Genomic DNA, 25523 nt, shown 5'->3' on the forward strand with positions numbered 1-25523 from the left:
CCGCCGAACCACCCATCTGCCCCCACACCGCCCGCGCGAGCGGGCCACAGGAAAGGAAGACCGACGACCGTGCTGCTCAACACCCGTGAATGGGGTACCGGCGACCGCGTCGCCCTGCTGGTCCACGGCATCATGTCCGACGCCCGCACCTGGCACCGGGTCGGCCCGTTGCTCGCCGACCGCGGCTACCGCGTGATCGCCGTCGACCTGCGCGGCCACGGCAGTTCGCCGCGTGCCGCCGCCTACTCGCCCGAGCTGTTCGCCGACGACCTGGTCGACACCCTGCCGGCCGGTGCGGAGCTGGCCATCGGGCACTCGCTCGGCGGGCTGTCCCTGCTGCTCGCGGTGGACCGTCTGCGGCCGAGCCGCGCGGTCTACGCCGACCCGGCCTGGTCCACCGCCGATCCCGAGGCGGCCGTCGACCCTGCGGTGTTCGCCGGTTTCAAGAACGCCTCGCGGGAGCAGATCACCGCCCTCAACCCGCGCTGGTCGGACGAGGACGTCGACGTGGAGCTGGCCACGCTCGCCGACTGGGACCCGCACACCGCCCGCTTCCTCGGCGGCGAGCCCCTGGGCGGCTTCCTGCCCCAGCACGCCGTGGTGCCGTCGATGGTGGCGCTCGCCGACCCCAGCTTCCTGGTCGGGCCGGGCGACGCGGAGCTGCTGCGCGGCCGGGGCTTCGAGGTCCGCACGGTCGCGGGCGCCGGGCACACCCTGCACCGCGACGACCTGGAAGGGTTCGTGAACGCGCTCGACGGCTGGATATGACCCGGGAGACGGCCTCTTCGGCGTCGGTTGCCGAAGAGGCCGTCCGCGGGACGGTGAGCGGCTCAGCCGCCGAGGGCCGCCAGGACCACGCCCTTGGCCTCCTCCTGGACCCGGCTCAGGTGGTCGGGGCCGAGGAAGGACTCGGCGTAGATCTTGTACACGTCCTCCGTGCCGGAGGGGCGGGCCGCGAACCAGGCGTTGGCGGTGCTCACCTTGATGCCGCCGATGGCGGCGCCGTTGCCGGGGGCCTCGGTGAGGACACCGGTGACGGCCTCGCCGGCCAGGGTGTCGGCGCCGACCTGGGCCGGGGACAACTTGCCGAGCAGCGCCTTCTCCTCGCGGGTGGCGGGCGCGTCGGTGCGGGCGTAGGCGGGCTCGCCGTAGCGGGCCGTGAGGTCGGCGTAGTGCTGCGAGGGGGTCTTGCCGGTGACCGCGATGATCTCCGAGGCCAGCAGCGCGAGCAGGATGCCGTCCTTGTCGGTGGTCCACACCGAGCCGTCGCGGCGCAGGAAGGACGCGCCGGCCGACTCCTCGCCGCCGAAGCCGAGGGAGCCGTCGACCAGCCCGTCGACGAACCACTTGAAGCCGACGGGCACCTCGACCAGGCGGCGGCCGAGGCCCTCGGCGACCCGGTCGATCATCGCGGACGACACCAGCGTCTTGCCGATGCCGGCGTCGGCGGGCCACTGCTCGCGGTGGCGGTAGAGGTAGTCGATGGCGACGGCCAGGTAGTGGTTGGGGTTCATCAGGCCGGCGTCCGGGGTGACGATGCCGTGCCGGTCGGCGTCGGCGTCGTTGCCCGTGGCGATCTGGAAGCGGTCGCGCTGGGCGATGAGCGACGCCATGGCGTTGGGCGAGGAGCAGTCCATCCGGATCTTGCCGTCCCAGTCCAGCGTCATGAACCGCCAGGTGGGGTCGGTGAGCGGGTTGACCACGGTCAGGTCGATGCCGTGCTGCTCTGCGATCCGGCCCCAGTACGCCACGGACGCCCCGCCCAGCGGGTCGGCGCCGATGCGGACGCCGGCCGCGCGCACCGCGTCCAGGTCGAGGACGCTCGGCAGGTCGGCGACGTAGGCGCCGAGGTAGTCGTAGCGGCCGGTGGTGGGGGCGGCCAGGGCGCGGGCGTAGGAGATGCGGCGGACGTCCTTCAGGCCGGCGCGGATGATGTCGTTGGCGCGGTCCTGGATCCAGGAGGTCGCCTCGGAGGCGGCGGGGCCGCCGTTCGGCGGGTTGTACTTGAAGCCGCCGTCCGCGGGCGGATTGTGCGAGGGGGTGACGACGACACCGTCGGCGAGACCCGAGGTCCGGCCCCGGTTGTGCGTGAGGATGGCGTGCGAGAGCGCCGGGGTCGGGGTGTAGCCGTCCGCGCTGTCGATGAGCACGGTGACGTCGTTGGCGGCGAACACCTCCAGGGCGGTCGCCTTGGCCGGCTCGGACAGCGCGTGGGTGTCCGCGCCCAGGAAGAGGGGTCCGTCGATGCCCTGGGCCTGCCGGTACTCGCAGATGGCCTGGCTGGTGGCGGCGATGTGGTCCTCGTTGAAGGCGGTCGCCAGCGACGAGCCGCGGTGGCCGGACGTGCCGAACGCGACGCGCTGGCCCGGTTCGGCCGGGTCGGGGTGCAGCGTGTAGTACGCGGTGACCAGCCGGGCGACGTCGACGAGGTCCTCGGGTCCGGCCTGCTTGCCCGCTCGCTCGTGCTGCATGTGTGCCCGCTCCTCCGGTTGGGTTGGTCCCTTGTCGGTCCTCTTTGACCCCGCTCATCTTTCCAGGTCACACGCACATCCCGCGAGAGTGGGGACCGGCCGGGGGCCGGACGGTGCGGCCGGGCGGGCCCGGTACCTGGGTGCGCGCGACCGAGGCGGGGGGACACGGGGGCGACGCCCATAGGTCGGGGCCCGGTCACCGGTCGGTGTGTTCTCCGGGGGCGCGGCGTGGTGGTGGCTCGCCGGCGGTGAGGTGTTCGAGGACCTCGACGAGTTCCTGGCAGGCCCGTTCCACCGAGCGGCGGGTGTTGAGCTGTTCGGTGATCACGGCCGACAGCAGCAGGGCGGTCAGGGCCATGGAGCCGTTGAAGGCCTGGAGCTTGATCATCACTTCGATGCGGGTGAGATCGGCGAAGGGCCCCACGCGGTCGGTGGCGGCGACCGTGGCCAGGACGGAGGTGAGCAGCGCGCACAGCATGCTGCCGGCGAGACGGAAGCGCAGGGCCGCCCAGATCAGCAGCGGGTAGACGAGGAAGAGCACGCTCAGCGTGGAGTGGGTGGACAGCGGGACCAGCGCGCAGGTGATGAGGGCGAGGACCACGGCCTCCTTCCACCGGGTCAGCGGCAGCGGCCGGCGCAGCGTGTACAGCATGAGCAGCAGCGGGGTGACGATCAGGACGCCCATGGCGTCGCCCACCCACCAGGCGAGCCACACCGGCCAGAAGTCGTCGGTGGGCAGTTTGCCGGTGGCGACGAGCAGCCCGACGCCCGCGAAGGAGCTGATGAGCATGGCGGTCAGGGCACCGAGGAAGACCAGCAGGAGTCCGTCGCGTAACCGGCTCAGGCTGAGCCGGAAGCCGGCTCGGCGCAGCATCAGGCAGGCGCAGACAGGGGCGAGGGTGTTGCCCAGGATGGTGCCGAGGACGTCGAGCTGGACGGAGGCGATGGACTCGATGACGAGCAGCGTGCCGAGGGCGATGCCGGGCCAGACGGCGAGCCCGAGGATCAGCAGGGCGGCCACGGCCACACCGGACGCGGGCCAGATGGGGGTGACGACCGAGCTCTCGACCACGAGCTGGCGCATCAGCCCGAGTCGGCCGGCCGCGTAGTAGCAGGCGGCGACGGCCAGCGCCTGGAGCGTGAGCACGGCCGGTCGCCGCAGGTCCTGGGTAGCCACCACAGCAGCCATGAGACACCGGCGCCCCCGTGCCGGCGAGGCGGGACGCGCCGGGATCCCGCCCTATGGCGGAGTCCGGCACGCCGGGTCGCCCCGGGCGTCGTACCTTGTCCCGCCCCGCAACGCCGTTCGGGTGACCGGCGGGGCCTGACAGCCGCACTGGGCCGGCCGCACGTCACGGTCACCGCCGGTGCGGCCCCACCCCGTCGTGGCCGACGACCAGGACGGCCGCGTCGTCGGCGTGGCCGACGCGTTCCGCGCCCCTGATCACCGCGGCGGCGAGCGACGTGGCCTCCAGACCGGCGACCGCGGCGATGCCGGCGAGCCGCACCACCTGGTCGAGGCCTTCGTCGACGCCGAGCGCGGGTCCCTCGACCACTCCGTCGGTGACGAGGACGAACACGCCGCCGGTGGTGAGGTGGTGCCGGGCCACCGGGTAGGCGATGCCGTCCAGGACGCCCAGCGGCGGCCCGCCCTCGCCCTCGGCGATGCCGGAGCGGCCGTCGGCCGTGGCCCAGACGAACGGTATGTGTCCGGCCCGGGCGCTCTCCAGCAGCCCGGTGGCCGGGTCGAGCCGGATGAAGGTGCAGGTGGCGAAGAGATCGTTGCCGAGGGACAGCAGCAGGTCGTTCGTCCGGCTGAGCAGTTCGCCCGGGTGGCTGGTGACGGAGGCCAGCGCGCGCAGGGCGACCCGGACCTGGCCCATGAAGGCGGCGGCGTCGATGTTGTGGCCCTGTACGTCACCGATGGACAGCCCGATGCGGCCGTCGGGCAGGGTGAACGCGTCGTACCAGTCACCGCCGACGCTCAGCCCCGAGTTGGCCGGGGTGTACTGGACGGCCAGGTGGAAGCCGGGAGCGGTGGGCAGGTGGGCCGGGAGCATGCCGCGCTGCAGGGCGATGGCCAGCTCGACCTGCGAGCGCTGCAGTTCCGCGCGCTCGCGTGCCTGCGCGGTCAGGGCACCGAGCCTGGCCAGCAGCTCGTCGCCGTCGTCCGACGGGCGCTTGCGGGACATGATCACTCCGGCCGGGACGAAAGCCCTGCTTCATGGACGAAACACCTGATTTCCGCGTTTAGAGGATGATAGCGGTGCCGAGCGTGACAGGGGCGGCCTGCTCCGTACGGGTGGTGCGTCACGCGACGTGGCCGTACCGTCGGAGCAGAACCGTCGCCCGGCATGAGACGGTCGCACCTTTCGTGCCGGGCGACGAGGTGCGGTGCGTACGACAGCGGGAGCAAAACCATGCGCAAGAACACGCTGAGGGCGGCCTTCACCCTGTGTGCCGTCGCCTCACTCGCGGCGGCGACGGGACCGGTGTCCTCGGCGTCCGCGGCCGCCCACACCGCCCCCGCCGCGCGGCACGCGCCGCGGCCCGTGCTCGTGGACTGCCTGTTCCATCCGCAGGTGCGCCCCGCCGACTTCATCCTGGCCTGCGGCGACGGCAACAGCCGGCTGAGTTCGCTGCACTGGAAGCAGTGGGACACGGGCGTGGCGGTGGCCGAGGGGGTCAACGCGGTCAACGACTGCAAGCCGTACTGCGCGGCGGGCCACTTCCACTCGTACGCGGTGACGGTACGGCTGGACCGGCCGAAGGCGTGGAAGAAGCACCCGCAGACGCAGCACTACACCCGTATGACGCTGACCTACAGCGACGGCCGGCCGAGCGGATTCGACCGCGTGGTCACCTACCCGCTCTGGGACTGACGCCGCCGGCGCCCCCCGAAGAACCGGCCGGCCCCGGGGAATCCTTCGCGGCCTCTCCCCGCCGCGGAGACGATCGTTATGATGAGCCCATTCGCTCAAACGAACATCTCCGGGTGGGGGAGGCCTCGTGCGGGAGCCGGTCGAGCTCAGGCGTCAACGGATTCTTGCGGCGGTGCAGTCGCGCGGCTCCGCCCGGGTGCGCGATCTCGCGGCGGAGCTCCAGGTGTCGGTGGTGACGGTGCGCCGGGACGTGGAGGAGCTGACCCGCGAGGGAAGGCTGCGGCGCGGGCACGGTGTCGTGCGCTCGGCGCTGGCGGCGCAGGAGATGCCCGCCGGGGAGGCCGTCGAAGGGGACGCGGTCGCCGTCGTCGTACCCGAGCGGCATTCGTACCTCTACGAGGCCCTGCACGGCGCCCGCACGGTGCTGGAGCAGGCCGGCCTGCGGATCGCGCTGCACATCGCGCCCCAGGTCGCGGGTGCCGAACGGCCGCTGGTGGAGCGGGCTCTGACGGACGGCGCCCGGGGGCTGCTGCTGGCGCCGCGCTGGCGCAGCCGGGCCGCGGAGGAGGCCGACTACGCGTGGCTGGCCGCGCTGGAGGTGCCCGCGGTGCTGATGGAGCGGCGTCCGCGGCCGGGCAGCGCGCTGCACGCGATGGACTCCGTGTGCTCCGACCACTTGTACGGCGCCCATCTCGCCGTGGAGCATCTGGTCGGGCTCGGCCACCGGCGTCTGGTGTTCGCCACCCGCGACGACAGCCCGACCGCGCGCACGCTGCGGGCCGCTTTCCGGGAGATCGCCGAGGCGCATCCGCTGGTCGAGGAGTGGGCCTGGCTGCTCAGCGCGCCGGAGGCGGGGCAGGACGGGCCGTACGGCGATCAGGAGAGCGCCCAGCTGTCGGCGATGCTGCGCAAGGTGGGCGCGACGGGCGCCGTCCTGCACGGTGACGTGGACGCGCTGATGCTGGTCCAGCAGCTGGCGGACAACGGGGTGCGGGTGCCGGAGGACTGCTCGGTCGTGGCGTACGACGACGTGGTGGCCGCGCTCGGCAGCACCCCGCTGACGGCGGTGGCCCCGCCGAAGGCGGAGGTGGGCCGGGTGGCGGCCGAGCTGCTGCTGCGGCGTCTGGGCCGGGGCGGCACGGCGGCGGCCGGCCCGGTGCAGCGTGTCGAGCTGCTGCCGTCGCTGATGGTGCGCGGCTCGACCCGGGCGCCGGAGACGGGTGAGTGAGACACCGGCGCGCATGAGCGTTTGAACGTTTTATTTTCTTCTGATCGATCTATTGACCGCTTGTGGTCGGCCACCTGAGGATGCGGGTGTCCCCGAACAGCCGTGTCCCCAACACGCAGGAGCCGCGGGAGGCACCATGCCCGGTCGACCAGGCCGTCGACCCAGCCGTCGGTCCGTGCTCGCCGCGATGACCGCGGCGCCGCTCGCCGCAGGCGTCAGCGCGTGCAGCGGCGCAGCCGACGCACGGTCACGCAGCAGCACCGTCACACGCATCACCTTCTGGTCCGCGCTGCGCGGCAGCAAGGAGGTCGTCGACGCGTTCAACCGCACCCACCGGACCGTCCAGGTCGAGTTCCAGCAGATCCCCTCGGGCGGGCAGGGCGGCTACGCCAAGCTCAGCAACGCCGCGCGGGCCGGCAACGCGCCCGACGTCGCGACGATCGAGTACCCGCAGGTGCCCGGCTTCGCGATCGACGGCGTCGCCCGGGACATCACCGGCCTGGTCAGCGACGCGCTGCGGGCCAGGCTGCTGCCGCAGGCGCTGGGGCTCACCACGTTCGAGGGCCGCCTGTTCAGCGTGCCGCTGGACGTCGAACCGATGGTCATGCACTACCGGGCCGACCTGTTCGAGCGGTACGGGCTCCAGCTCCCGCGGACCTGGGAGGAGTTCGCCGACCTGGCCCGCACGGTACGCCGCAAGGCTCCCGGGCGGCGCCTGGTGCTGTTCCCGACCGACGGCGGAACCCAGTTCGCCGCGTACGCCTGGCAGGCCGGCGCGCACTGGTTCGACACCCGGGGCGGAACCTGGAACGTGTCCCTCGCCGACGCGCCCTCCCGGCGGGTCGCGGAGTACTGGCAGCGGCTCATCGACCGTGACGACGTGTTCGTGAACGCGGTGGAGAGCCGTCAGGCGGACGCCCAGATCGCGAACGGTCTGGTGCTGACCCGGCTGAGCGGCGCCTGGGACGCGGGCGCGCAGATGAAGGCGCGGCCCGGCCAGAAGGGGCTGTGGCGGATCGCCCCGCTGCCGCAGTGGGACACCGGCCGGCCCTGTGTCGGCACGCACGGCGGTTCCACGTTCGCCGTCACCAAGGACAGCCGGCACCCCGAGGCCGCGATGGAGTTCATCGAGTGGCAGGTCTCCCACCCCGACGCGCTGCGCGCCCGCCTGTCCAGCGGCACCAGCAGCCAGTACCCGGCCGCGACCGCCCTGGTCGCCGTCGGCCGGGAGGCCTTCGACCGGTCCTACTACGGCGGTCAGGACATCTACCGCCTCTTCGCGCAGGAGGCCGCCAAGATCCGCGACGGCTGGGTGTGGGGCCCGAGGATGACCGCCACGCAGAAGGTCATGCAGGACTCCTTCGCCCGGGTCGGCGCGGGTCAGGGCACCCTCGTCGACTCCCTGCGCACGGCCCAGGACGGCACCATGCCCGACCTCAAGGCCCTCGGCCTGTCCACCACCGAGCACACCACCTGAGCCGCCCGAAAGGCAGGTGAGAAACCCATGGCCCTGACCGCGACCCCGCGGCGCACGGCGCCCGCCGACGCACCGGCGCCCGCCTCCCGCGCCCGCCGGGCGGCCCGGCGCCGGCGACTGACCGCGGCCGGCGTGCTGATGACGCCGTTCTTCGCGCTGCTGGTCACCGTCTTCCTGATCCCGGTGGCAACGGCCGTCTACCTCAGCTTCTACAGCGACGACCAGCCCGGGCTCGGCTTCGGCCCCGAACGCACCGTCTTCGTCGGCCTGCGCAGCTACACCGCCGTGCTCACCGACCCGACCTTCCTCGGCGGGCTCGGCACGGTCGCCCTGTACTGCCTGATCTACATCCCGCTCATGGTCGCCGGCGCGCTCGCCCTGGCCCTGCTGCTGGACTCCGGTGTCGTACGGCTGCGGGCCTGGGCGCAACTCGGGCTCTTCCTGCCGCACGCCGTGCCCGGCATCATCGCCGCGCTGATCTGGCTGTACCTGTACACGCCCGGCATCAGCCCGGTCATCGACCTGTTCGCCAAGGCCGACATCCACCTGGACTTCCTCGGGCTGCACACCGTGCTGCCGTCCATCGTGAACATCGCCCTGTGGAGCAACCTCGGTTACAACATGGTGGTCTTCTACGCCGCACTGCAGGCCGTTCCGCGCGAGGTGATCGAGGCGTCCGTGGTCGACGGGGCCGGGCCGGTGCGCACCGCGCTCCAGGTCAAGACGCCGCTGATCCGCGCGTCGATCGTGATGGTGGCGATGTTCACGCTGATCTGGGCGCTGCAGCTGTTCACCGAGCCCATGCTGCTCAGCCAGTCCTCACCGATGATCAACTCCCGGTTCTCGCCCAGCATGTACATCTACGACGCGGCGTTCACCCGCAACAACTACGGCCTCGCCGCGGCCGCCTCCGTGGTGCTGCTGCTGTTCACCATCGCCCTGTCCTACGGCGTGACCCGCTTCACCAGCCGCGCCGACGCCAAGGAGGCCCGATGAGCGCCGCCGACAGCACCCTGTCGCGCCCCAGGTTCCTGGGCCGGGCCACCGTCAATGTCGTCGTCGGCGTGTCCGTGCTGTACACGCTGCTGCCGGTGGTGTGGCTGGTGCTGGCCGCCGCGAAGAACCGTGACGCGTTGTTCGGCAGCGACCTGCTGTCGCCGAGCGGCTTCTCCTTCGGCGGCAACCTGCGCGACCTGTTCGCGATGGACGACGGGCAGTACGGCCGCTGGTACCTCAACAGCCTGCTGTACGCGGTGCTCGGCGCCGCGATCGGCGCGCTGATCAGCGTGGCCTGCGGATACGCCTTCGACAAGTACGGCTTCCGGCACAAGGAGAAGCTGTTCGGGCTGGTGCTCGCCGCGGTGATGGTGCCGCAGACGGTGCTGGCGCTGCCGCTGTATCTGATGGCCTCCAAGGCCGGGCTGGTGAACACCTTCTGGGCGGTGTTCGTACCGGTGCTGTTCAACCCGTTCGGCGTCTATCTCGGCCGGATCTTCGCCCAGGGCCATGTGCCCGACGAGGTGCTGGAGGCGGCCCGGATCGACGGGGCGGGCGAGCTGACGACGTACGCCCGCGTGGCGTTCCGGATGCTCGGGCCGGGGCTGGTCACGGTTTTCCTCTTCCAGCTCACGGCCATCTGGAACAACTTCTTCCTGCCCATGGTGATGCTGTCCGACCAGGACCTGTATCCGGTCAGCCTCGGCCTGTACACGTGGAACAGCTCCGCGTCCGTCTCGCCGGAGTACTACCCGGTGGTGATCATGGGTTCGCTGCTCGCCGTCCTGCCCCTCATCGCCGCCTTCGTCCTGCTCCAGCGTTTCTGGCGCAGCGGTCTGACCGCCGGCGCCGTCAAGTAAGCCCCGCACGACAGGAGTTCCATGACCGTGTCATCGCCGGGCCCCGGCTTCCGCCCGCGCGCCGTCCTCGCCATGTCCCGGGCCGCCGCCGCGGCCGTCCTGGACCCCGAATCGCTGGCCGCGCTCGGCAGGGTCTGCGACCTCGTGCCGCCGCCGGTGCTGGACGACCTGACCACCGACCGGGCCCGGTCGCTGCTCGCCGACGCCGATCTGCTGGTCACCGGCTGGGGCTGCCCGCCGCTGGACGAGGCGGTGCTGGCGGCGGCGCCCCGGCTGCGGGCGGTCGTGCACACCGCGGGCAGCGTGCGCGGCCATGTCACCGAGGCCTGCTGGGAACGCGGCATCGAGGTGTCCTCGGCGGCCGCGGCCAACGCGCTGCCGGTCGCCGAGTACACGCTGTCGATGATCCTGCTGACCGGCAAGCGGGTGCTGGAAGGGGCACGCGACTACCGCGCCGCCCGCCGCCGCGCCGACTGGCTGGCCACGCCCCGCTCGGTCGGCAACCACCACCGCACGGTCGGCATCCTCTCGGCGTCCCTCATCGGCCGCCGGGTCATCGAACTGCTGCGCCCGCACGACGTGGAGGTCCTGCTGCACGACCCGTACGTCACCGACGCCGACGCCGCCGTACTGGGCGTCGAGCGTGTGGGACTCGCCGAGCTGTTCACCCGCTCGGACACCGTCAGCGTGCACACACCGCTGCTGCCCGAGACCCGTGGCCTGGTCGGGCGGACGCTGATCGAGTCGATGCGGCCCGACGCGGTGCTGATCAACACCGCCCGCGGCGCGGTGATCGACCAGGCGGCGCTCACGGACGCCGTGCTGGCGGGCCGCATCCGCGCCGTCCTGGACGTCACCGATCCCGAGGTGCTGCCGCCGGACCATCCGCTGTGGGACTGCCCCGACGTGCTCATCACCCCGCACCTCGCCGGTTCCCAGGGCAACGAATGGCGCCGTCTTGCCGACCTGGCCGTCGCCGAGACCGCCCGCTGGGCCTCCGGCGCCGGATTCCTCCACCCCGTACGACGCGAAAGGCTGGCCTTCCTCGCATGAGCATCCCCTTCGAACTGCCGCCAAAGGACCGGACGGCGAGCCCGCACACCGGCTACACCCGCGCCCACTGGGAGGCCGTCGCGGACGGGCTCCTCGCGGCGGCCTGGCGGTGGCGCACCCCGGGCGGCGCGCTGCTGGACCTGCCGGGCCGGCCCTCGCGCTCGGGTGTGCGCTCCGACGGGCTGGAGGGGTACGCGCGCACCTTCCTGGCCGCCGCGTTCCGGGTGGCGGGCGCGGGCGGCGATGATCCGCACGGCTGGCTGGAGCGGTACGCCGAGGGGCTCGCCGCAGGCACCCGCACCGCCGGGCGGGACGACACCGAGTCATGGCCGCTGATCCTCGACCACGATGTGCAGGGCCAGCCGATGGTGGAGTCCGCGTCGGTCGCGCTCGGGCTCAGGCTGACCGCGCCCTGGCTGTGGAAGCAGCTGGATTCCGGGGTGCAGGACCGCGCCGAGGAGTGGCTGCGCGGGGCGCTGCGGCACACGCCCGCGCCGAACAACTGGTACCTGTTCCCCTACACGGTGGCCGGGTTCCTGGAGTCGGTGGGCCGAGGTGACGCCGAGACCGCCGCGGCCCGGCAGCGTGCGCTGGAGCTGATGGAGGGCTGGTACCGGGGCGACGGCTGGTACGCCGACGGCGACGGGCGGGCCTTCGACCACTACAACGGCTGGGCGCTGCACCTGTATCCGGTGCTCGACGCCCATCTGTCCGGCGACCGTGAGCAGCTGGAGCGCTACGGCGCCCGGCTGCGCGAGCACCTTCAGGGCCATGCGCTGACGTTCGGCGGGGACGGGGCGCCACTGCACTTCGGGCGGTCGCTGACGTACCGCTTCGCCGCCTCGGCGGCCGTGTCGCTGGGCGCGCTGACGGGGTACACGCCGCTGGCGCCGGGCGTCTCGCGCCGGCTGGCGAGCGGCAGTCTGCGCTACTTCCTGGAGCGGGGTGCGCTGAGCGAGGACGGGCTGCTGACGCTGGGCTGGCACGGTCCGCACGAGGCGAGCCTGCAGACCTACTCCGGGCCGGCCTCCCCCTACTGGGCGTCCAAGGCGTTCGTCGCGCTGCTCGCCGGGGACGGCCACGCGCTGTGGACCGCGCGGGAGGAGCCCGCGCCGGTGGAGGAGGCCGACCGGGTGCTGGCGCTGCCGGCGCCGGGCCTGCTCGTGCAGGCGACGCGCGCCGACGGGATCGTACGGCTGCACAACCACGGCAGCGACCATGTGCGCCCGCACGAGGGCGAGAACGCGGCCGAGGACGACCCGCACTACGGGCGGCAGGCGTACTCCACACGGACCGGGCCGACCGCGCCGGGGAACGTCGCGGACAACCATCTGGCGGTGGAGGTCGACGGTCACCGCAGCGTGCGGCGCCGCATCCGTCCGCTCGGTGCCGGGCACGGCGACGGCTGGGGCTGGGCGGCGTCCTGGCACCTGCCGGTGTTCGCGGGTGGCCCCCCGATGGTGCCGGGGCTGCGGGTGGAGAGCGTGACGGTGGCCCGGGGACCGTACGAGCTGCGGGTGCACCGCGTGGACGGGGCGCCGGCCGGGGCACGGGTGAGCCAGACCGGGTGGGCCACCGGTCCGGAGGAGGACCTGGTCTCCGCACTGCACCCGCTGCACGGCTTCGACGGTCCGGCGGGGACGGTCCGCGCACCGCAGGGCACGGCGTACACACGCTGGGCGGAGGTGCCGCGCCTCACGGGCGAGGCCGGCGGTACGTCCGTCCATGTCTGCCTGGCCGCGCTCGGGGGCGGCGCCGACCTCGCGGGCGCCGTGACCGACGTGAGGGTGACGGAGACCGAGGTGACAGTCGTCTGGGAGAAGGGAGGGGCCCGTACGACGATCACCTTCGATCCGGTGGGAGTCACCCAGGCCGAGTGCCGTCGGTCTCCTAGGGTGGCCGGGTGACCACCTGGACCCTCGAACGGTACTGCTCCGAAATCCTCGACCAGACCGCCATGTTCCGCGCTCTGCTCAAGGACGCCGACCTCGCCGGGCGCGTCCCCACCTGCCCCGCCTGGAACCTCGGGCAGCTGGTCCGGCACGTGGGCGGGGCGCACCGGTGGGTGGAGACGATCGTGCGGACCCGGGCCACCGACGAGGTGCCGCACGACCTGGTCGACGACGTCTTCCACTATGACGACCGCGATCCCGCGGCCCTCGGCGGCTGGCTCGCCGAGGGGGCGCGGGAGCTGGTGGAGGCGTTCGCCGACGCCGGTGAGGACGTGCGCGTGTGGACCGCGATGCCGGATCAGCCGGTGACCTTCTGGGCGCGGCACGCGCTGTACGAGACGGTGGTGCACCGCGCCGACGCGGCCTGGACCGTCGGCGCGGACTACACCCTGGACCCGGCCGTCGCCCGGCACGGGCTCGACGTGTGGATGGGGTTCGGTCTGCTGCCCGAGGCGTACGAGGGGGGCGAGGGCGGCGCTTCGCTGCTCGGCGAGGGACGCGGCCTGTGCTTCACGGCGAGCGACGCCCCCGGGCAGGAGTGGTTCGTCGACCTCGCCCCCGACGGTCCGCGCTGGGAGCACGGCAGCGGGCCGGCGGCGGTGACCGTGCGCGGTCCGCTCGCCGACCTGCTGCTGCTCATGTACGGCCGGCCCGCCCACGACCGCCTCGACATCCGCGGGGAGCGCCCGCTGCTCGATCTGTGGCTGCGGCGGACCGGCTTCTGGCTGAACTGACCGGCGGTCAGTTCGTCTCGATCGTCGGGTGGTACAGGTCCAGCCAGGTCGCCAGGTCCAGAGTGCGCTCCAGGCCGCGCCGCTCGGCCTGCGCGCTCACCGGCGCGGTGCGCTCGGCCGTCCGGCGCACCCGGTCGCGGTCGACGAGGTCGAAGACCGGGTGGGAGGGACGGGCCAGCAGGTCCTTGGCGTGGTCCTGGAGGGCGGCGGCGTACTTGGGGTCCTGGGTGGAGGGGTAGGGGCTCTTGACCCGGTCGTAGACGGACTTCGGCAGCAGGTCGGCGGTGGCCTCCCGCAGCAGGCTCTTCTCCCGGCCGTCGAAGGACTTCAGCGACCAGGGTGTGTTGTAGACGTACTCGACGAGCCGGTGGTCGCAGAACGGGACGCGCACCTCCAGGCCCACGGCCATGCTGGCGCGGTCCTTGCGGTCGAGCAGGATGCGGACGAACCGGGTCAGGTGCAGATGGCAGATCTGCCGCATCCGGTACTCGAAGTCGCTCTCGCCGGCGAGGCGTTCGACGCCGGCGACGGCGGTGCGGTAGCCGTCGGCGACGTAGCCGGGCAGGTCCAGGGTGCGCAGCAGGTCGGGGCGCAGCACCTCGGTGTCCTCGCCGAAGTGGCGGCCCATGCGCACCAGCCAGGGGAAGGTGTCGGCGCGGCGGGCGTCCTCGTCGAAGAACTGCAGATAGCCGCCGAAGACCTCGTCGGCCGACTCCCCCGACAGGGCGACGGTGGAGTGCTCGCGGATGGCGCGGAACAGCAGGTGGAGGGAGGCGTCCATGTCGCCGAGGCCCGCCGGCAGGTCGCGGGCGCGGATCACCCTGACCCGTACCTCCGGGTCGGCGAGGGCCTGCGCGTCGAGCACGATGTCCTGGTGGTCGGTGTGCGCGGTGCGGACCACGTCGTGCACGAACGGGGTGTCGGGGGTACCGCGCAGTTCGTCGGCGACGAAGTTCTCGCTCTGGCCGGCGAAGTCGACGGCGAAGCTGCGCACCTTCTCGCCGTGCGCGGCGAGCTGCCGGGCGGCCAGGGCGGTCATGGCGGAGGAGTCGAGGCCGCCGGAGAGCAGAGTGCAGCGGGGCACGTCGGCGACGAGCTGGCGGCGGACGATGTCGTCCAGCAGGGTGCGCACGGTGGCGACGGTGGTGTCGCGGTCGTCGGTGTGCGGCCGGGTCGTGAGGCGCCAGTAGGCGCGGGCGCGCAGTCCGGCGCGGTCCACGGTGACGACGGTGCCGGGCTCGACCTCGCGCATGCCGTCCCAGACGGCGTGCCCGGGCGTCTTGATCATGGTGAACAGTTCGCGCAGCCCGTCGAGGCGTACCCGGGCCGGGGCCAGCGGGTTGGCGAGGATCGCCTTGGGCTCGGAGCCGAACAGGACGCCGTCCGGGGTCGGGCGGTAGTAGAGCGGCTTGATGCCCATGCGGTCGCGGATCATCACGAGCCTGTCGTGCCGGGCGTCCCAGACGGCGAAGGCGTACATGCCGTTGAGGCGTTCGGCGACGGCCTCGCCCCATTGGAGGTAGCCGCGCAGGACCACCTCGGTGTCGGAGTCCGTGGTGAAGCGGTGGCCGCGTCCGGTGAGTTCGCGGCGCAGCTCGGTGAAGTTGTAGGTCTCGCCCGAGTAGACCAGGGCGACGGTCCCCTCGGGTGTCTCGGCGGTCATCGGCTGGCGTCCGCCGGGCAGGTCGATGATCGCGAGCCTGCGGTGCCCGAGCGCGGACGGGCCCTGGGCCCAGGTGCCGGCGTCGTCCGGGCCGCGGCAGGCCATCGTCTCGGTCATCGCCTCCCATGTGGCGCGCTCGGCACTGAGGTCACGGTCGAAGGAGACCCAGCCGGTGATGCCGCACATGTCCCGCCTCCTGCTTCCGGTGCGCCGGTGGCAACCGCCTCGACCTGCGTGTTCACGACCGTTACGGTTGCCGCGGCGAACCAGTTGTAATGGCCATCTACATTCCGACCGTGCGCCTCCGCCCCATGTCCGGTCAACCCGGACGGCACCTCGGCAGCCCTGGTGACCCGGGGATTCCAGCCGCTCTTTACATGCGCGAAAACCTTCGGAGGCTCTGTTCCGGCATCAGGTCGTCAGGAACCGGCCATGGGCAAAGACTTCTGAAAAACCGCCGCCGCAGCGGTGGCCCACCGGGGATCGCGGGTCAGCGCGCGTCGCGGGTCAGCGCGGCGTCCAGCGCCTGTTCGAGCGTGTCGGGCAGCCAGCCGCTGTGGGCCCACCTGACCAGGTGGTCGGCGACGTCCAGCAGCTTGGTGCCGGTCTGGCGGGCGACGGCCTGGAGCACCTCCCAGCCCTCCTCCGGGCGGAGCGTGCCGAGCGTGATGACGACGCCGATGGCCTGGTCGACCACGGCGTCGGAGGCCACGGCCAGGCGCAGCCGGGCGACTTCCTCGTGCAGGGCGGTGATCTTCTCGACGAGGTCGTGGTCTTCGGACATGCGCGCCGCCCGGCTCCCTTCGGATGGACACGTCGGGCCGCGGTCCTCGTGGCACACCCCGGCACAGAACGGACCAAGCTTTCACCAGGCGGCGCCCGCGCACCACACGCGAAACGAAAGGCCCTTCCACGGCCTGTCCGCAAAACGCAACCGGGCACGGCTCGCCCGGGGGAAGCCTGCCCGCCCGGGCCGCTGTTGCGGTGTTCCACCCGTGGTGTGACGGTGGAGGGGACCGCCGAACCGCCGGCGGAGGGGGTTGCCCGGGGCCTTGCCGGGCAGGCGTATGTCATCGCGCCGAACATTGCTGACTTCACGAACTGCCGATGTCCCGACTTTCCGCGGAGGCGACGTGGACGTCCACGCCGATCGGCTTCCCGGTGCGCTCCGGGAGCCGCAGCACTCGTCCGTACGGATCGCCGAGCTGGAGGCGACCGTCGCCCAGCTGCGGCAGGCGATGGTGTCCCACGCCGTGATCGACCAGGCGATCGGCGTGGTCGTCGCGGTCGGCCGGGTGACCCCGGCCGAGGCGTGGGACGCGCTGCGCGAGACGTCGATGTGCACCAACGTCAAGCTCCGCCGGGTGGCCGAACAGGTCGTCGCCTGGGGAACCACCGGTGAACTGGACCCGGACATCCGCGCGCAGCTGGCGGCCCGGCTCGGCCACCGGACGCCCCGCTGAATCCGCGTGGCCGCCGCACGATCCGCCGAAGCGGCCGCCACCCTGCGCCCTGAGCGAGCCCGTTCAGGGCCGGTCGACGCCCCACTCGTCGGGGCCGACGCCGCGCCAGTCGATCAGCGGCGAGTCGGCCAGTTCCTCGGCCTCGATCTCCAGACCGGCCCGGCGCAGGAACTCCACGACGTCCGCCCGGCTGTGCGCCAGGCCCAGGATCTCGCCGTCCACCCGCACCCGCCGTCCCCCCGTCGGGGACGGCGGATGCACGATGACGGGACGCTGCGCGGACATGGCTCAAGGATCACCCGCCCCCGGCCGCCGCGCATCCCCTCCCGGCGATGTCAGCGCTGCGCCGGAAGGCTCGCGCAGGTGTTCTGCGCCGGCCGGCCCTCAAGCCGGTCGGTCAGCCAGGACACCGCGTCGCCCTGGTCGGCCAGCAGCGGACCGAAGTGGTTGATCAGCGGGCTGACCAGGTTCGGCAGCGCCACCGGCCGGTACGTGACGTCCGCGCCCAGGGCGCACCAGTCGACGGCGAGCCGGCGGGCCTGGCCGTGCGGCACCAGGTTGTCGTTGACGCCGGTCGCCACCCGGACCGGGCCGGCCGGCTTCAGCTTGCCGATCCGCTGGGTGTCCAGGAAAGCCTGGAGCCGGGGCGTGGCGGCGATGATCTCGCCGAGCGAGGAGCCGTCGGTGGTCCACCGGGTGCTGCGCCGGTAGGCGTAGTGGAAGATGGCGTCTCCCACGCACATGGTCGACAGGTCGGCGAGGGCGGCCCGGCCGGCGTCGTTGAGGTGCGCGTCTGCGATGGGCTTCAGGGACGGGTCGGACTGCAGGAAGCCGTTGAGGGACCAGCCGAGGGCGCCGGTCAGTTCGGTGCCGTCGATGCCCTTGGTGACCTCCGTCAGGTCGGCGGGCGGGGCGCCGGCGTAAGTGCCGGCCAGGTGCACGTCCGGGGCGTAGGAGGGCTGGAGTTCGGCGGCCGCCGCGGCCGCCCCGCCGCCCTGGCTGTAGCCGAACAGACCGACCCGGGAGCCGGCGGTGACCGACGCGCCGCGCACCGAGCGGGCGGCGCGGGCGGCGTCCAGGACGGCGTGGGCCTCGTCGACCCGGTTGACGTAGGTGTGCAGCCGGTCGGTGGCGCCGAGACCCGCGTAGTCGGTGACGACCACGGCGGCGCCCGAGGACAGCAGGCGGTAGATCGACAGGTCCTCGTAGCCGACGGAGACCGTGCGGCCGTTGAACCGCAGCGGGTGCTCCAGGCCGAGGGAGGCGGCGCACTGGTCGCCCTGCCCCATGGTGCCGGGCGCGACGACGACGAGCGGGCGGGGGCCGCCGCCCGTCCAGGCGGCCGTCGGCTCGATGTAGGCGCCGGTGACGGCCATCGGCTGCCCGTTCGCGTCGGTCGACTTGTACATCAGGCGCGTGGCCTCGCCGGGCAGCGGCCCGTGCAGGCTCGGCAGGCTCAGTGCCAGCGGGAGCGGTTCGCTGCGGACGAGGGTGCCGTCGGCGTGGGGCAGGTCGGCGGGCGGGGTGTAGAAGGCGGGGATCGTGACGCCCCGGGAGACGACCGGGTCCGCCGCGTGGGCCGCCGTGGCCGCGAGGGCCTGGGCGCCGAGGCAGGCGGCGGTGGTCACCGCCACGGCCAGGAGCCGTCTGGGTGCGGGCATGGGGAACCTCCTGAGAAGCGGCCGGCAGGAAGCCTCCGGTGCGGCGGGCACCGCGCGTCGCCCGGGCACACGGAGTCGGCGGCGCCCGGGCGGGCCGTCGCCCGTGAACCGCCCCCGCGCCGCTGCTGGTGGGTTGCCGAGACGCTAACCGGGCAGGGGTTACCGCCGGTACTGGGAAGTAGGTTACGGTTCAGTAATTTGACTCAGCGTCTGATTGCGGGTGCGCAGCGCACAACCGGACCCGCCGCTTCAGCGCCTTCAGGAGGTGGTGGCCCCGATCCCCTGCGTGGTGTAGGCGCACTCCGTGTAGATGTAGTCCGGGGACAGCTTGGCCGTGTCCGAGCCGGCGGAGGTGCTGCCGGCGACCGACTTGTGCACGAACCAGGTGGTGCCGGGCGGCAGTTGGACGGTGCGCTGCGGGTAGTTCCGGCCACTGTCGCCGCACGGCTTGAAGGCCGGATCGAGGGTGCTGCCCCAGGCGTACGCGGTGCAGCCCCCGCAGGCCTTCAGGGTGAAGCTGCCGGTGACCGGACCGGTGTAGAGCACCCGGATGTCCTCGGGGCTGTCGTTCTTGACGGTCACGGAGACGCTGCCCCCGCCGGCGGTGGTGGGCAGGCGCTTGCCGGCTTCCGGGAGGGTCTGGGCGACCTCGGCGGCGATGGCGATCTTCTGGGCGAGGGCCCGGTTGCGGTCGTGCGGGTGCCGGGCGGCGAAGTCCTCCATGGTCTTCTGCGCCGTCGCGAAGTCACCGTCCTTGTACTGGTCGACACCGCACGGGTAGGCACCGGCGTCGGCGCTGCCGGCGGCCCGGCGGGCGTCCCTCACCAGCGCGTCACGGGTGCTCGCGCTTCTGTCGGACAGGTCGGTGATCCGGGTGCCGAGGCCGCGCAGCCGCTCGACGGCGGCACACGGGTCGGTGCCGCGGACGTCCTGCTCGGCCCGGCCGACGGCGGCCCGCACCGCGGGTTCGACCCGGGCGGCCTGCGCGGAGCCGGGGAAGGCGGCCAGCAGGTCGCCGAACCGGTCCGCCCAGGAGGCGCCGCCGCCCGACAGCTCGTTCGCCGCGCACTCGTACAGCGACGTGGCGAGCCGGTCGTCGGGCCAGGTCGCCAGGGTGCCCAGGCTCTTCGCGGGCATGGTGCCGGGCACCGTGCGCAGATACGTCAGCGGTTCGATGGCCGCGCAGTAGTCCTTGCGGTCGTAGGGTGCGCCGATCGTCGTGTAGTACGTGCGCAACCGCCCGGGCACCTGGCGCGCGGCGCGCGAGCCGGGGTGGTCCGCGCTCAGTTCGCGGTAGGCGGCCAGGGCCTGGCGGTAGCCGGGCTCGGCCGTGGTGAACGGCTGGGTGCCGCCTGCCCGGACGAGCCGGTCGGCCGTCTCCAGCCGGTCCAGCAGCATCCGCTGCACGGCCTCGTCGCGGGCCCCGTCGTACAGGACCACGCCTGACGCCGGTACGGCGAGCAGCACGACGCCGAGCAGGAGCGCGACCGACGCGCGGGGCGGCCGGGCGAGCGGGGTCCGCAGCCCGGCGAAGGCGCCGTGGACGGCGGCGGCCACCAGCGCCGAGGCGTACAGGACTACAGCGGCGCCGGGCACACCGTCCGCGTCGGCGGGCAGGGCCACCAGGAGCAGCACGGCGGTGGCGGCCCAGCAGGCGGCCATGGCGAGCGGACGGCGCAGCAGTGCGTAACCGAGCCCGAGGCCGCTGAGGTTGAGCAGGGCCACCGCGGCGGCGCGCAGGCCGTCCGCGGGCGGCGGGGCGGGCCGTCCCGGGGGCATCGGCGGCAGCGGCGGCACGGACTGCGGCCCGCTCGGGCCGTACGGGTACCCGGACATGGCGGCTCCCCCCGTCAACTACGCCCGGATGCGGGCGCTTTGGGAGTGTAGGGCCGGAACGGCCCGATCGGCAGAGGACCGGACGCGGCATCCTTGGAGCACTTGTTATGACAGCCGTCATGACGGATGCTGCTGCCAGTGACGGTGCCCCCGATGCGGGCGGACGGCAGGAGGACGGCGTGAGCGACGGACCGGCACAGGTGAGGGAGGGCGACCTGGGCGACGGACTGGCACGCACGACGGAGGACGGCGAGAGCGGCCGGCCGACAGGGAAGACGGAGGACGGCGTGAGCGGTGGGCCGGCACGGATGATGTGGGAGCGCTACGAACCCGTGCACGATCTCGTGTACTTCGCGCCCGAGGCCCGGCAGGCCGCCGACGGTCTCGGTCTGCGCGGGTTCTGGATGGGCTACTTCGCGCTGCGCGCCGCCCCGCTCGGCCCGGTGGCGGCACCCGTCGTGACCAGTAGCTTCTACGTCTTCCACGCCGACCGGGTGGCGCGGGCGCTGCCGGACGCCTGGCGGTACGCGAGCCCCGAGGCCGTACTCGCGGCACGGGAGCGTGCCATGGACGCCGCGATGACCCGGGTCCTGGGGCCGGACGCCGTGTCCTCGCCGCGCATGGCCGAGGCGGCCGACCTGGCCTGGGCCGCGGCGGAGGCCGCCGACACGGCGGGCCGGGTGCTCGGCGCAGCGAACCAGGCCCTGCCTGCGCCCCGGCTGCCCCATGTGCGGCTGTGGCAGGCGCTGACCACGCTGCGCGAGCACCGGGGCGACGGGCATGTCGCCGCGCTGGTCGGCAGCGGCATCGGCCCGGTCGCGGCGATGGTCCTCAAGGCGGCGGCCGGCGAGTCGGACGCGGCGCTGCTGCGGGAGGGCCGCAAGTGGGACCTCGCCACCTGGCAGGCCACGCAGGAGACACTGCGCGCCCGCGGCCTCCTCGACGCCGCCGGGGCCCTCACCGCCGAGGGCACGGCGCTGCGGGAGGCGGTGGAGGCACGCACCGACGCGGCCGCCGAGCAGCCCTGGCGGGCCCTCGGCGAGCCGGCCACCCTGCGCCTGGCGACCCTGCTGGAGCCCTTGGCCCGCCGGGTCCTCGCCGGCCGCCTGATCCCGCCCGGGAACCCGGTGGGGCTCACCGGGGAGCTGTGGCGGTCGCAGGGAGGCGCGTCCGGGTGATGCTCGCCCCCGGACGGGCCGTCAGCTGTCCAGCCACGCCTTGATGTCGTCGGTGTGCTCACCGAGCCGGGGAGGGCGGCGGTCGTAGCGGGGCGGGGTGCGGGAGAGGCCGATGGGGTTCGCGACCAGGTCCATCGGAGTCCCGTCGGCCTCGCCGACCGTGGCCCGGGGACGCAGCCCGAGGGTGTCCGCGAGGTCGAACGCCTGGGCCAGGTCGTTGACCGGGCCGCAGGGCACGCCGAGCGGGGTGAGCCGGTCGAACCAGTCGGCCGCGGTCCGCTCGGCCAGCAACTCCCCCAGCAGCGCGGCGAGTTCGTCGACGTGCGCCACCCGGTCGGCGTTGGTCGCGAACCGCGGGTCGGCGGCGAGATGGGGCGCGTCCAGGCCCCGGCACAGGGCCGCGAACTGGCGGTCGTTGCCGACCGCGACGACCAGCGGCCGGTCCTTCGCCCGGAACACCTCGTACGGCGCGATCGAGGGATGCCGGTTGCCGAGGATGCCCGGCACACTGCCCGCGAGGGTGTAGCCGCCGGCCTGGTTGACGAGGCTGGACAGCAGGCACGACAGCAGGTCGACCCGCACGTGCTGGCCCTCGCCGGTGGCGTCGCGGTGCCGCAGCGCCGACAGCACGCCGACGGCCGCGTGCAGCCCGGTGAGGACGTCGACGACGGCCACGCCGGTCTTCACGGGCTGCCCGGGCTCGGGACCGGTGACGCTCATCAGCCCGCCCACCGCCTGGACGAGGAGGTCGTAGCCGGGCAGGGCCGCGCCCGGGCCGTCGCCGAAACCGGTCACCGAGCAGTACACCAGGCCCGGGTTCAGCTCCTGCGCCTCCCCGGGCCCCAGGCCGTACTTGTCCATGGTGCCGGGGCGGAAGTTCTCGAAGAGGACGTCGGCGCGGCGCACCAGCTCCCGGGCCCGTCCGCGGTCGCGCTCGTCGCGCAGGTCGAGCGCGACCGAGCGCTTGTTGCGGTTGACGGAGAGGTAGTAGGTGGCCTCCCCATGGGCGTGCGGAGGGCCCCAGGCACGGGTGTCGTCACCGGTGTCCGGATGCTCCACCTTGATCACGTCCGCGCCGAGGTCCGCCAGCAGCATCGTGGCGTACGGGGCGGCCAGGACGCGTCCGAAGTCGGCGACGAGAACACCGGCCAGGGGGCTGCGGGCTGCTGCGCTGTGCGGCATCGGCCTTCCTTTCCATGCGGGCCCGTCCGGCGTACGGCGAACGGACTGCTCAGGACTGGGCGTGAGGCGTGCGAACGGGGGACGTGCGGCCGTCATTCTCCGGGCGGACGCGTGCGAGCGCACTCGACGGAATGTCCCGCACCAGCCCCTGTCCGTATGCCGATCCGTCCAATGGACGGCCGCCCTGCCGGCCGTGGCGGGGGTCGTCCCCCGTGCCAGCCCCGCGTTAACCGCCTAGGCGCCGGGGCACTCGGGGCGCACGGCGGCTCCGTCCCGGACCGCCGCGTTCTGCCCGGAGGTGAAGAACATGGCTGGCCATGGAGGAAACGTCATCGACGAACTGGTGACCGATCACCGGGAAGTCGAAGAGCTGTTCGGCCGGATCGAGGCGCTGCCGCCCGGCAGCAAGGACCGCAAGCTCCATGCCGACCAGGTGACGATGGAACTGGTGCGGCACTCGGTCGCCGAGGAGGCGTACCTGTACCCGGCGGTGCGCGAGCACGTGCCCGGCGGCGACGCGATCGCCGACAAGGAGCTGGAGGACCACGCCAAGGCCGAGCAGATCATGAAGGATCTGGAGGGCTGCGACGCGACCGACCCCGAGTTCGACCGGCTCATCGGCATGCTGATGAGCGAGATCCGGTCGCACGTGGCCGACGAGGAGGGCAACCTCTTCCCCAGGCTCCGCGCGGCGTGCCCTCCCGAGGCGCTGGACAAGCTGGGCGACAAGGTGCGCCAGGCGAAGAAGACGGCCCCGACCCGTCCGCACCCCGCGGCCCCGGACAAGCCGCCGGCCAACAAGATGCTGGCGCCCGGCACGGGACTGGTCGACCGGCTGCGCGACGCACTGTCGGGACGCGGCAAGCACGCCTGACGCCCCGAACAGAACCCGACGGGGGAAGGCCCGCCGCCTCGGAGCCGGCGGGCCTTCCCCCGTTTGCGTTTCCTGTCTTCTGTTCCGGGTGCCGGCTCAGGCGGCCAGCAGCTGCCGGACCGCCTCGACCACGTCCAGCGGCGTGGCCTCGTGCTCCGCCCCGGGGCAGGCGTCGTCGCCGAAGAGGACCGAGGGCACCTTGTACGGTGCCCGGTCCCCCGCCGGTGCCGCCTTGGACGGCAGGGACACCACGGGCGTGCCGACCGCCGCCGCCAGATGCGCGATGTCCGCGTCCCCGGCGAGGACGCAGTCGGCGCCCCGCACCACTCCGACGAGCGTGCGGGGAGAGGTCCGCCCGCCCAGGTCGACGGCGGTGACGCCGGCGACCCGTCGGGTGACCGCGGCCTCCTGGGCCGTCCCCGTCACGGCGACCCGGTGCCCGGCGTCGGCGAGCAGGGCGGCGGTCTGCGCACAGCGCTCGGCGCCCCACTCCGGAGACCCCGCCGCAGCGCCGGGGTGCAGCACGACGTACGGCCCGTTCCCGCCGGTGAGCTGGGCGGTGTCCGGCGCGGGGAGCACCCGCAGCCGCCCGTCGTCGCCCGTGCGGGGGCGAAAGCCCATGGCGGCGGCCGTGTCGAGCGCCGCCTCGGCCTCGTGCCGGCCGGGCAGCCTGCGGTGGCACACGTCGAGGACACCGGCGGGCTCGTCCCCGTCGGCGCCGATCCAGGCCGCCCGGCGTGCGGAGCGCAGCAGCCGGGCGACGGGCAGCGGGCTGTGCCCGTACGGGGTGAGCACCACGGCGGTGTCGTACGCGGCCGCCCGCAGCCGCCGCACCAGGTCCTCGGCCCCACCGCCGAGCCCGTCGGCTCCGTCCCCCTGTCCCTCGGGGACACCCCGCGGCCCCTCGTCACCGGCCGGTTCCCATACGACGACGTCGCGCACATGGGGCAGCAGCCGGGCCGCCGGTGCGCCGCGCCGGGTGCACAGCAGGGTGACGTCGCCGGTGCGGGCGGCCACCGCGCGCACGGCCGGCCCGGCCAGCAGGACACCGTCGAACCCGTCGAGCCGGACGACCAGCGCCGTCACGACAGCCACCCGCTGCCGCCGGCGCCGACGATCACCGGGGTGCGTTCGGGCCGGGCGGCGGCCAGGGTGCGCTCCAGGCCCTCCCGCCAGGAGACCCTCGGCCGCCAGCCGAACAGTTCCCGGGCGAAGCCGGTGTCGGGCCGGTGCCCGTCGTCCGCGCCGTCCATGCTGTCCACGCCGTCGAGGAACTCCAGGGGCGCGTCGCAACCGGTCAGCTCGATCAGCCGGCGGGCCAGCTCGGCGAGGGGCACCTCTTCGTCGCCGCCGATGTCGACGGGCCGTACCGAACGGCCCGCGGCCACGCGCAGCATCCCGTCGACGGCGTCGTCGACGTAGCACAGGGACACGGTGCGGCTGCCGTCGCCGGACACGGTGACCGGCCGGCCGCGCTCGGCCCGGGCCAGCAGCCGGGACAGCGGACGGCCGTCGTCGGGGCGCATCCGAGGGCCGTAGGTGTCGAAAACGCGCACGATGCCGGCGTTGCTGCCGCAGGCGCCGGCGTGGGCGGCGACCAGCGCCTCGGAGAAGCGCTTGGCCTCCGCGTAGGCGCTGCACGGGCCGACCGGGTCGGCGTACGGGTGTCCGTCACCGGTGGCCGGGGGCGGGCCGGCGCCGCCGGTGAGGTCGCACGCCTCACCGGCCGAGGCGAGCAGGAAGCGGGCCGCGTCCCGGTCGGCTATGCCGAGCGCGTTGCGGGTGCCGAGGCTGCCCGCGTCCAGCGTCTGCAGCGGGCGGCGCCGACAGTCGGCGGGCGAGGCGGGCCCGGCGAGGTGCAGGACCAGGTCGTAGGGGCCGCCGAGGGCCTCGGGGCAGGCCGGGTCGGCCACGTCCAGCTCCAGGAAGCGGAACCCCGGACGGTCGGCCACGGGGGCGACGTTCTCGGGCCGGCCCGTGGAGAGGTCGTCGACACAGTCGACTTCGGCCCCT

The 25523-nt window shown here is 73.6% G+C and carries 23 protein-coding genes; 12 read left to right on the plus strand and 11 right to left on the minus strand.

Annotation, left to right across the window (positions count from 1 at the left end; genetic code table 11):
* Window positions 1-69: 69 nt before the first annotated feature.
* The gene (locus C3489_RS34125; protein ID WP_103786005.1) at window positions 70-768 is read left to right on the plus strand and encodes an alpha/beta fold hydrolase; all 699 of its coding nucleotides are present in this window, start codon (window positions 70-72) and stop codon (window positions 766-768) included.
* Between the two features lie 62 nt (window positions 769-830).
* Here C3489_RS34125 and pgm read toward each other — a convergent pair whose 3' ends face one another.
* From pgm to C3489_RS34140, 3 genes are all read right to left on the minus strand, one after another.
* The gene (gene pgm, locus C3489_RS34130) at window positions 831-2471 is read right to left on the minus strand and encodes a phosphoglucomutase (alpha-D-glucose-1,6-bisphosphate-dependent) (RefSeq protein ID WP_103786006.1); all 1641 of its coding nucleotides are present in this window, start codon (window positions 2469-2471) and stop codon (window positions 831-833) included.
* 196 nt (window positions 2472-2667) lie between these two features.
* Window positions 2668-3660 carry an MASE1 domain-containing protein gene (locus C3489_RS34135; RefSeq protein ID WP_181139959.1) on the minus strand — a complete coding sequence of 331 codons (993 nt, stop codon included), beginning with the start codon at window positions 3658-3660 and terminating at the stop codon, window positions 2668-2670.
* Between the two features lie 169 nt (window positions 3661-3829).
* Window positions 3830-4663 (minus strand): PP2C family protein-serine/threonine phosphatase, encoded by an 834-nt coding sequence (locus C3489_RS34140; RefSeq protein ID WP_103786023.1) that lies wholly within the window; start codon window positions 4661-4663, stop codon window positions 3830-3832.
* A gap of 228 nt (window positions 4664-4891) precedes the next feature.
* Between C3489_RS34140 and C3489_RS34145 the strand changes: the two genes are divergently transcribed.
* The 8 genes from C3489_RS34145 to C3489_RS34180 all read left to right on the plus strand — a co-directional run bounded on the left by C3489_RS34145 (window position 4892) and on the right by C3489_RS34180 (window position 13653).
* The gene (locus tag C3489_RS34145; RefSeq protein WP_103786008.1) at window positions 4892-5353 is read left to right on the plus strand and encodes a hypothetical protein; all 462 of its coding nucleotides are present in this window, start codon (window positions 4892-4894) and stop codon (window positions 5351-5353) included.
* 127 nt (window positions 5354-5480) lie between these two features.
* Entirely contained in the window at window positions 5481-6581 is a 1101-nt protein-coding gene (locus C3489_RS34150) for a substrate-binding domain-containing protein (RefSeq protein WP_103786009.1), read from the plus strand.
* Between the two features lie 136 nt (window positions 6582-6717).
* Window positions 6718-8058 carry an ABC transporter substrate-binding protein gene (locus C3489_RS34155; RefSeq protein WP_103786010.1) on the plus strand — a complete coding sequence of 447 codons (1341 nt, stop codon included), beginning with the start codon at window positions 6718-6720 and terminating at the stop codon, window positions 8056-8058.
* A gap of 27 nt (window positions 8059-8085) precedes the next feature.
* Window positions 8086-9054, plus strand: a complete 969-nt coding sequence (locus C3489_RS34160; protein WP_103786011.1) for a carbohydrate ABC transporter permease — start codon at window positions 8086-8088, stop codon at window positions 9052-9054.
* Window positions 9051-9914, plus strand: coding sequence for a carbohydrate ABC transporter permease (locus C3489_RS34165; protein ID WP_103786012.1), 864 nt, complete (start codon window positions 9051-9053; stop codon window positions 9912-9914). Before C3489_RS34160 ends, C3489_RS34165 begins: the two co-directional genes overlap by 4 nt.
* Before the next feature lie 21 nt (window positions 9915-9935).
* Window positions 9936-10967, plus strand: coding sequence for a hydroxyacid dehydrogenase (locus tag C3489_RS34170; RefSeq protein ID WP_103786013.1), 1032 nt, complete (start codon window positions 9936-9938; stop codon window positions 10965-10967).
* On the plus strand, window positions 10964-12874 hold the full coding sequence (locus tag C3489_RS34175; RefSeq protein ID WP_103786014.1) for a DUF2264 domain-containing protein: 1911 nt from the start codon (window positions 10964-10966) through the stop codon (window positions 12872-12874). The genes C3489_RS34170 and C3489_RS34175 overlap by 4 nt, the downstream gene beginning before the upstream one ends.
* Window positions 12871-13653 (plus strand): maleylpyruvate isomerase family mycothiol-dependent enzyme, encoded by a 783-nt coding sequence (locus tag C3489_RS34180; protein ID WP_103786015.1) that lies wholly within the window; start codon window positions 12871-12873, stop codon window positions 13651-13653. The genes C3489_RS34175 and C3489_RS34180 overlap by 4 nt, the downstream gene beginning before the upstream one ends.
* A 7-nt stretch (window positions 13654-13660) precedes the next feature.
* Here C3489_RS34180 and asnB read toward each other — a convergent pair whose 3' ends face one another.
* Window positions 13661-15502, minus strand: a complete 1842-nt coding sequence (gene asnB, locus C3489_RS34185) for an asparagine synthase (glutamine-hydrolyzing) (RefSeq protein WP_103786016.1) — start codon at window positions 15500-15502, stop codon at window positions 13661-13663.
* 304 nt (window positions 15503-15806) lie between these two features.
* Window positions 15807-16100, minus strand: a complete 294-nt coding sequence (locus C3489_RS34190) for an ANTAR domain-containing protein (protein WP_103786017.1) — start codon at window positions 16098-16100, stop codon at window positions 15807-15809.
* Between the two features lie 349 nt (window positions 16101-16449).
* Between C3489_RS34190 and C3489_RS34195 the strand changes: the two genes are divergently transcribed.
* Window positions 16450-16779, plus strand: a complete 330-nt coding sequence (locus tag C3489_RS34195) for an ANTAR domain-containing protein (protein ID WP_258055074.1) — start codon at window positions 16450-16452, stop codon at window positions 16777-16779.
* A 63-nt stretch (window positions 16780-16842) separates the two neighbouring features.
* Here C3489_RS34195 and C3489_RS34200 read toward each other — a convergent pair whose 3' ends face one another.
* From C3489_RS34200 to C3489_RS34210, 3 genes are all read right to left on the minus strand, one after another.
* Window positions 16843-17064, minus strand: coding sequence for a hypothetical protein (locus C3489_RS34200; RefSeq protein WP_181139960.1), 222 nt, complete (start codon window positions 17062-17064; stop codon window positions 16843-16845).
* Between the two features lie 50 nt (window positions 17065-17114).
* The gene (locus C3489_RS34205) at window positions 17115-18440 is read right to left on the minus strand and encodes a lipase family protein (protein ID WP_103786019.1); all 1326 of its coding nucleotides are present in this window, start codon (window positions 18438-18440) and stop codon (window positions 17115-17117) included.
* Window positions 18441-18698: 258 nt separating this feature from the next.
* Window positions 18699-20276 carry a hypothetical protein gene (locus C3489_RS34210; protein ID WP_181139961.1) on the minus strand — a complete coding sequence of 526 codons (1578 nt, stop codon included), beginning with the start codon at window positions 20274-20276 and terminating at the stop codon, window positions 18699-18701.
* 179 nt (window positions 20277-20455) lie between these two features.
* On the opposite strand from C3489_RS34210, the gene C3489_RS34215 reads away from it, so the two are divergent.
* Window positions 20456-21454 carry a hypothetical protein gene (locus C3489_RS34215; protein ID WP_258055075.1) on the plus strand — a complete coding sequence of 333 codons (999 nt, stop codon included), beginning with the start codon at window positions 20456-20458 and terminating at the stop codon, window positions 21452-21454.
* 21 nt (window positions 21455-21475) lie between these two features.
* Here C3489_RS34215 and C3489_RS34220 read toward each other — a convergent pair whose 3' ends face one another.
* Complete coding sequence (locus tag C3489_RS34220) at window positions 21476-22636, minus strand: CaiB/BaiF CoA-transferase family protein (protein ID WP_103786020.1); 1161 nt, start codon at window positions 22634-22636, stop codon at window positions 21476-21478.
* 307 nt (window positions 22637-22943) lie between these two features.
* Between C3489_RS34220 and C3489_RS34225 the strand changes: the two genes are divergently transcribed.
* A complete protein-coding gene (locus C3489_RS34225) occupies window positions 22944-23510 on the plus strand; it encodes a hemerythrin domain-containing protein (RefSeq protein WP_103786027.1) in 567 nt (188 codons plus the stop codon).
* A gap of 96 nt (window positions 23511-23606) precedes the next feature.
* On the opposite strand, the gene C3489_RS34230 is transcribed toward C3489_RS34225, so the two are convergent.
* Complete coding sequence (locus C3489_RS34230; RefSeq protein ID WP_103786021.1) at window positions 23607-24596, minus strand: glycosyltransferase family 9 protein; 990 nt, start codon at window positions 24594-24596, stop codon at window positions 23607-23609.
* The coding region (locus C3489_RS34235) for an NAD-dependent epimerase/dehydratase family protein (RefSeq protein WP_103786022.1) at window positions 24593-25523 on the minus strand (931 nt) is incomplete at its 5' end. The genes C3489_RS34235 and C3489_RS34230, both read right to left, overlap by 4 nt.

This window comes from Streptomyces sp. Ru71 (assembly GCF_002920535.1).
Taxonomy (GTDB): domain Bacteria; phylum Actinomycetota; class Actinomycetes; order Streptomycetales; family Streptomycetaceae; genus Streptomyces.

Excerpts from the sequence above, each read along its gene's own strand:
- pgm (WP_103786006.1), bottom strand. The coding sequence starts at position 2,471 with ATGCAGCACGAGCGAGCGGGCAAGCAGGCCGGACCCGAGGACCTCGTC.
- C3489_RS34135 (WP_181139959.1), bottom strand. The coding sequence starts at position 3,660 with ATGGCTGCTGTGGTGGCTACCCAGGACCTGCGGCGACCGGCCGTGCTC.
- C3489_RS34140 (WP_103786023.1), bottom strand. The coding sequence starts at position 4,663 with ATGTCCCGCAAGCGCCCGTCGGACGACGGCGACGAGCTGCTGGCCAGG.
- C3489_RS34145 (WP_103786008.1), top strand. The coding sequence starts at position 4,892 with ATGCGCAAGAACACGCTGAGGGCGGCCTTCACCCTGTGTGCCGTCGCC.
- C3489_RS34155 (WP_103786010.1), top strand. The coding sequence starts at position 6,718 with ATGCCCGGTCGACCAGGCCGTCGACCCAGCCGTCGGTCCGTGCTCGCC.
- C3489_RS34160 (WP_103786011.1), top strand. The coding sequence starts at position 8,086 with ATGGCCCTGACCGCGACCCCGCGGCGCACGGCGCCCGCCGACGCACCG.
- C3489_RS34165 (WP_103786012.1), top strand. The coding sequence starts at position 9,051 with ATGAGCGCCGCCGACAGCACCCTGTCGCGCCCCAGGTTCCTGGGCCGG.
- C3489_RS34170 (WP_103786013.1), top strand. The coding sequence starts at position 9,936 with ATGACCGTGTCATCGCCGGGCCCCGGCTTCCGCCCGCGCGCCGTCCTC.
- C3489_RS34175 (WP_103786014.1), top strand. The coding sequence starts at position 10,964 with ATGAGCATCCCCTTCGAACTGCCGCCAAAGGACCGGACGGCGAGCCCG.
- asnB (WP_103786016.1), bottom strand. The coding sequence starts at position 15,502 with ATGTGCGGCATCACCGGCTGGGTCTCCTTCGACCGTGACCTCAGTGCC.
- C3489_RS34190 (WP_103786017.1), bottom strand. The coding sequence starts at position 16,100 with ATGTCCGAAGACCACGACCTCGTCGAGAAGATCACCGCCCTGCACGAG.
- C3489_RS34200 (WP_181139960.1), bottom strand. The coding sequence starts at position 17,064 with ATGTCCGCGCAGCGTCCCGTCATCGTGCATCCGCCGTCCCCGACGGGG.
- C3489_RS34205 (WP_103786019.1), bottom strand. The coding sequence starts at position 18,440 with ATGCCCGCACCCAGACGGCTCCTGGCCGTGGCGGTGACCACCGCCGCC.
- C3489_RS34210 (WP_181139961.1), bottom strand. The coding sequence starts at position 20,276 with ATGTCCGGGTACCCGTACGGCCCGAGCGGGCCGCAGTCCGTGCCGCCG.
- C3489_RS34220 (WP_103786020.1), bottom strand. The coding sequence starts at position 22,636 with ATGCCGCACAGCGCAGCAGCCCGCAGCCCCCTGGCCGGTGTTCTCGTC.
- C3489_RS34225 (WP_103786027.1), top strand. The coding sequence starts at position 22,944 with ATGGCTGGCCATGGAGGAAACGTCATCGACGAACTGGTGACCGATCAC.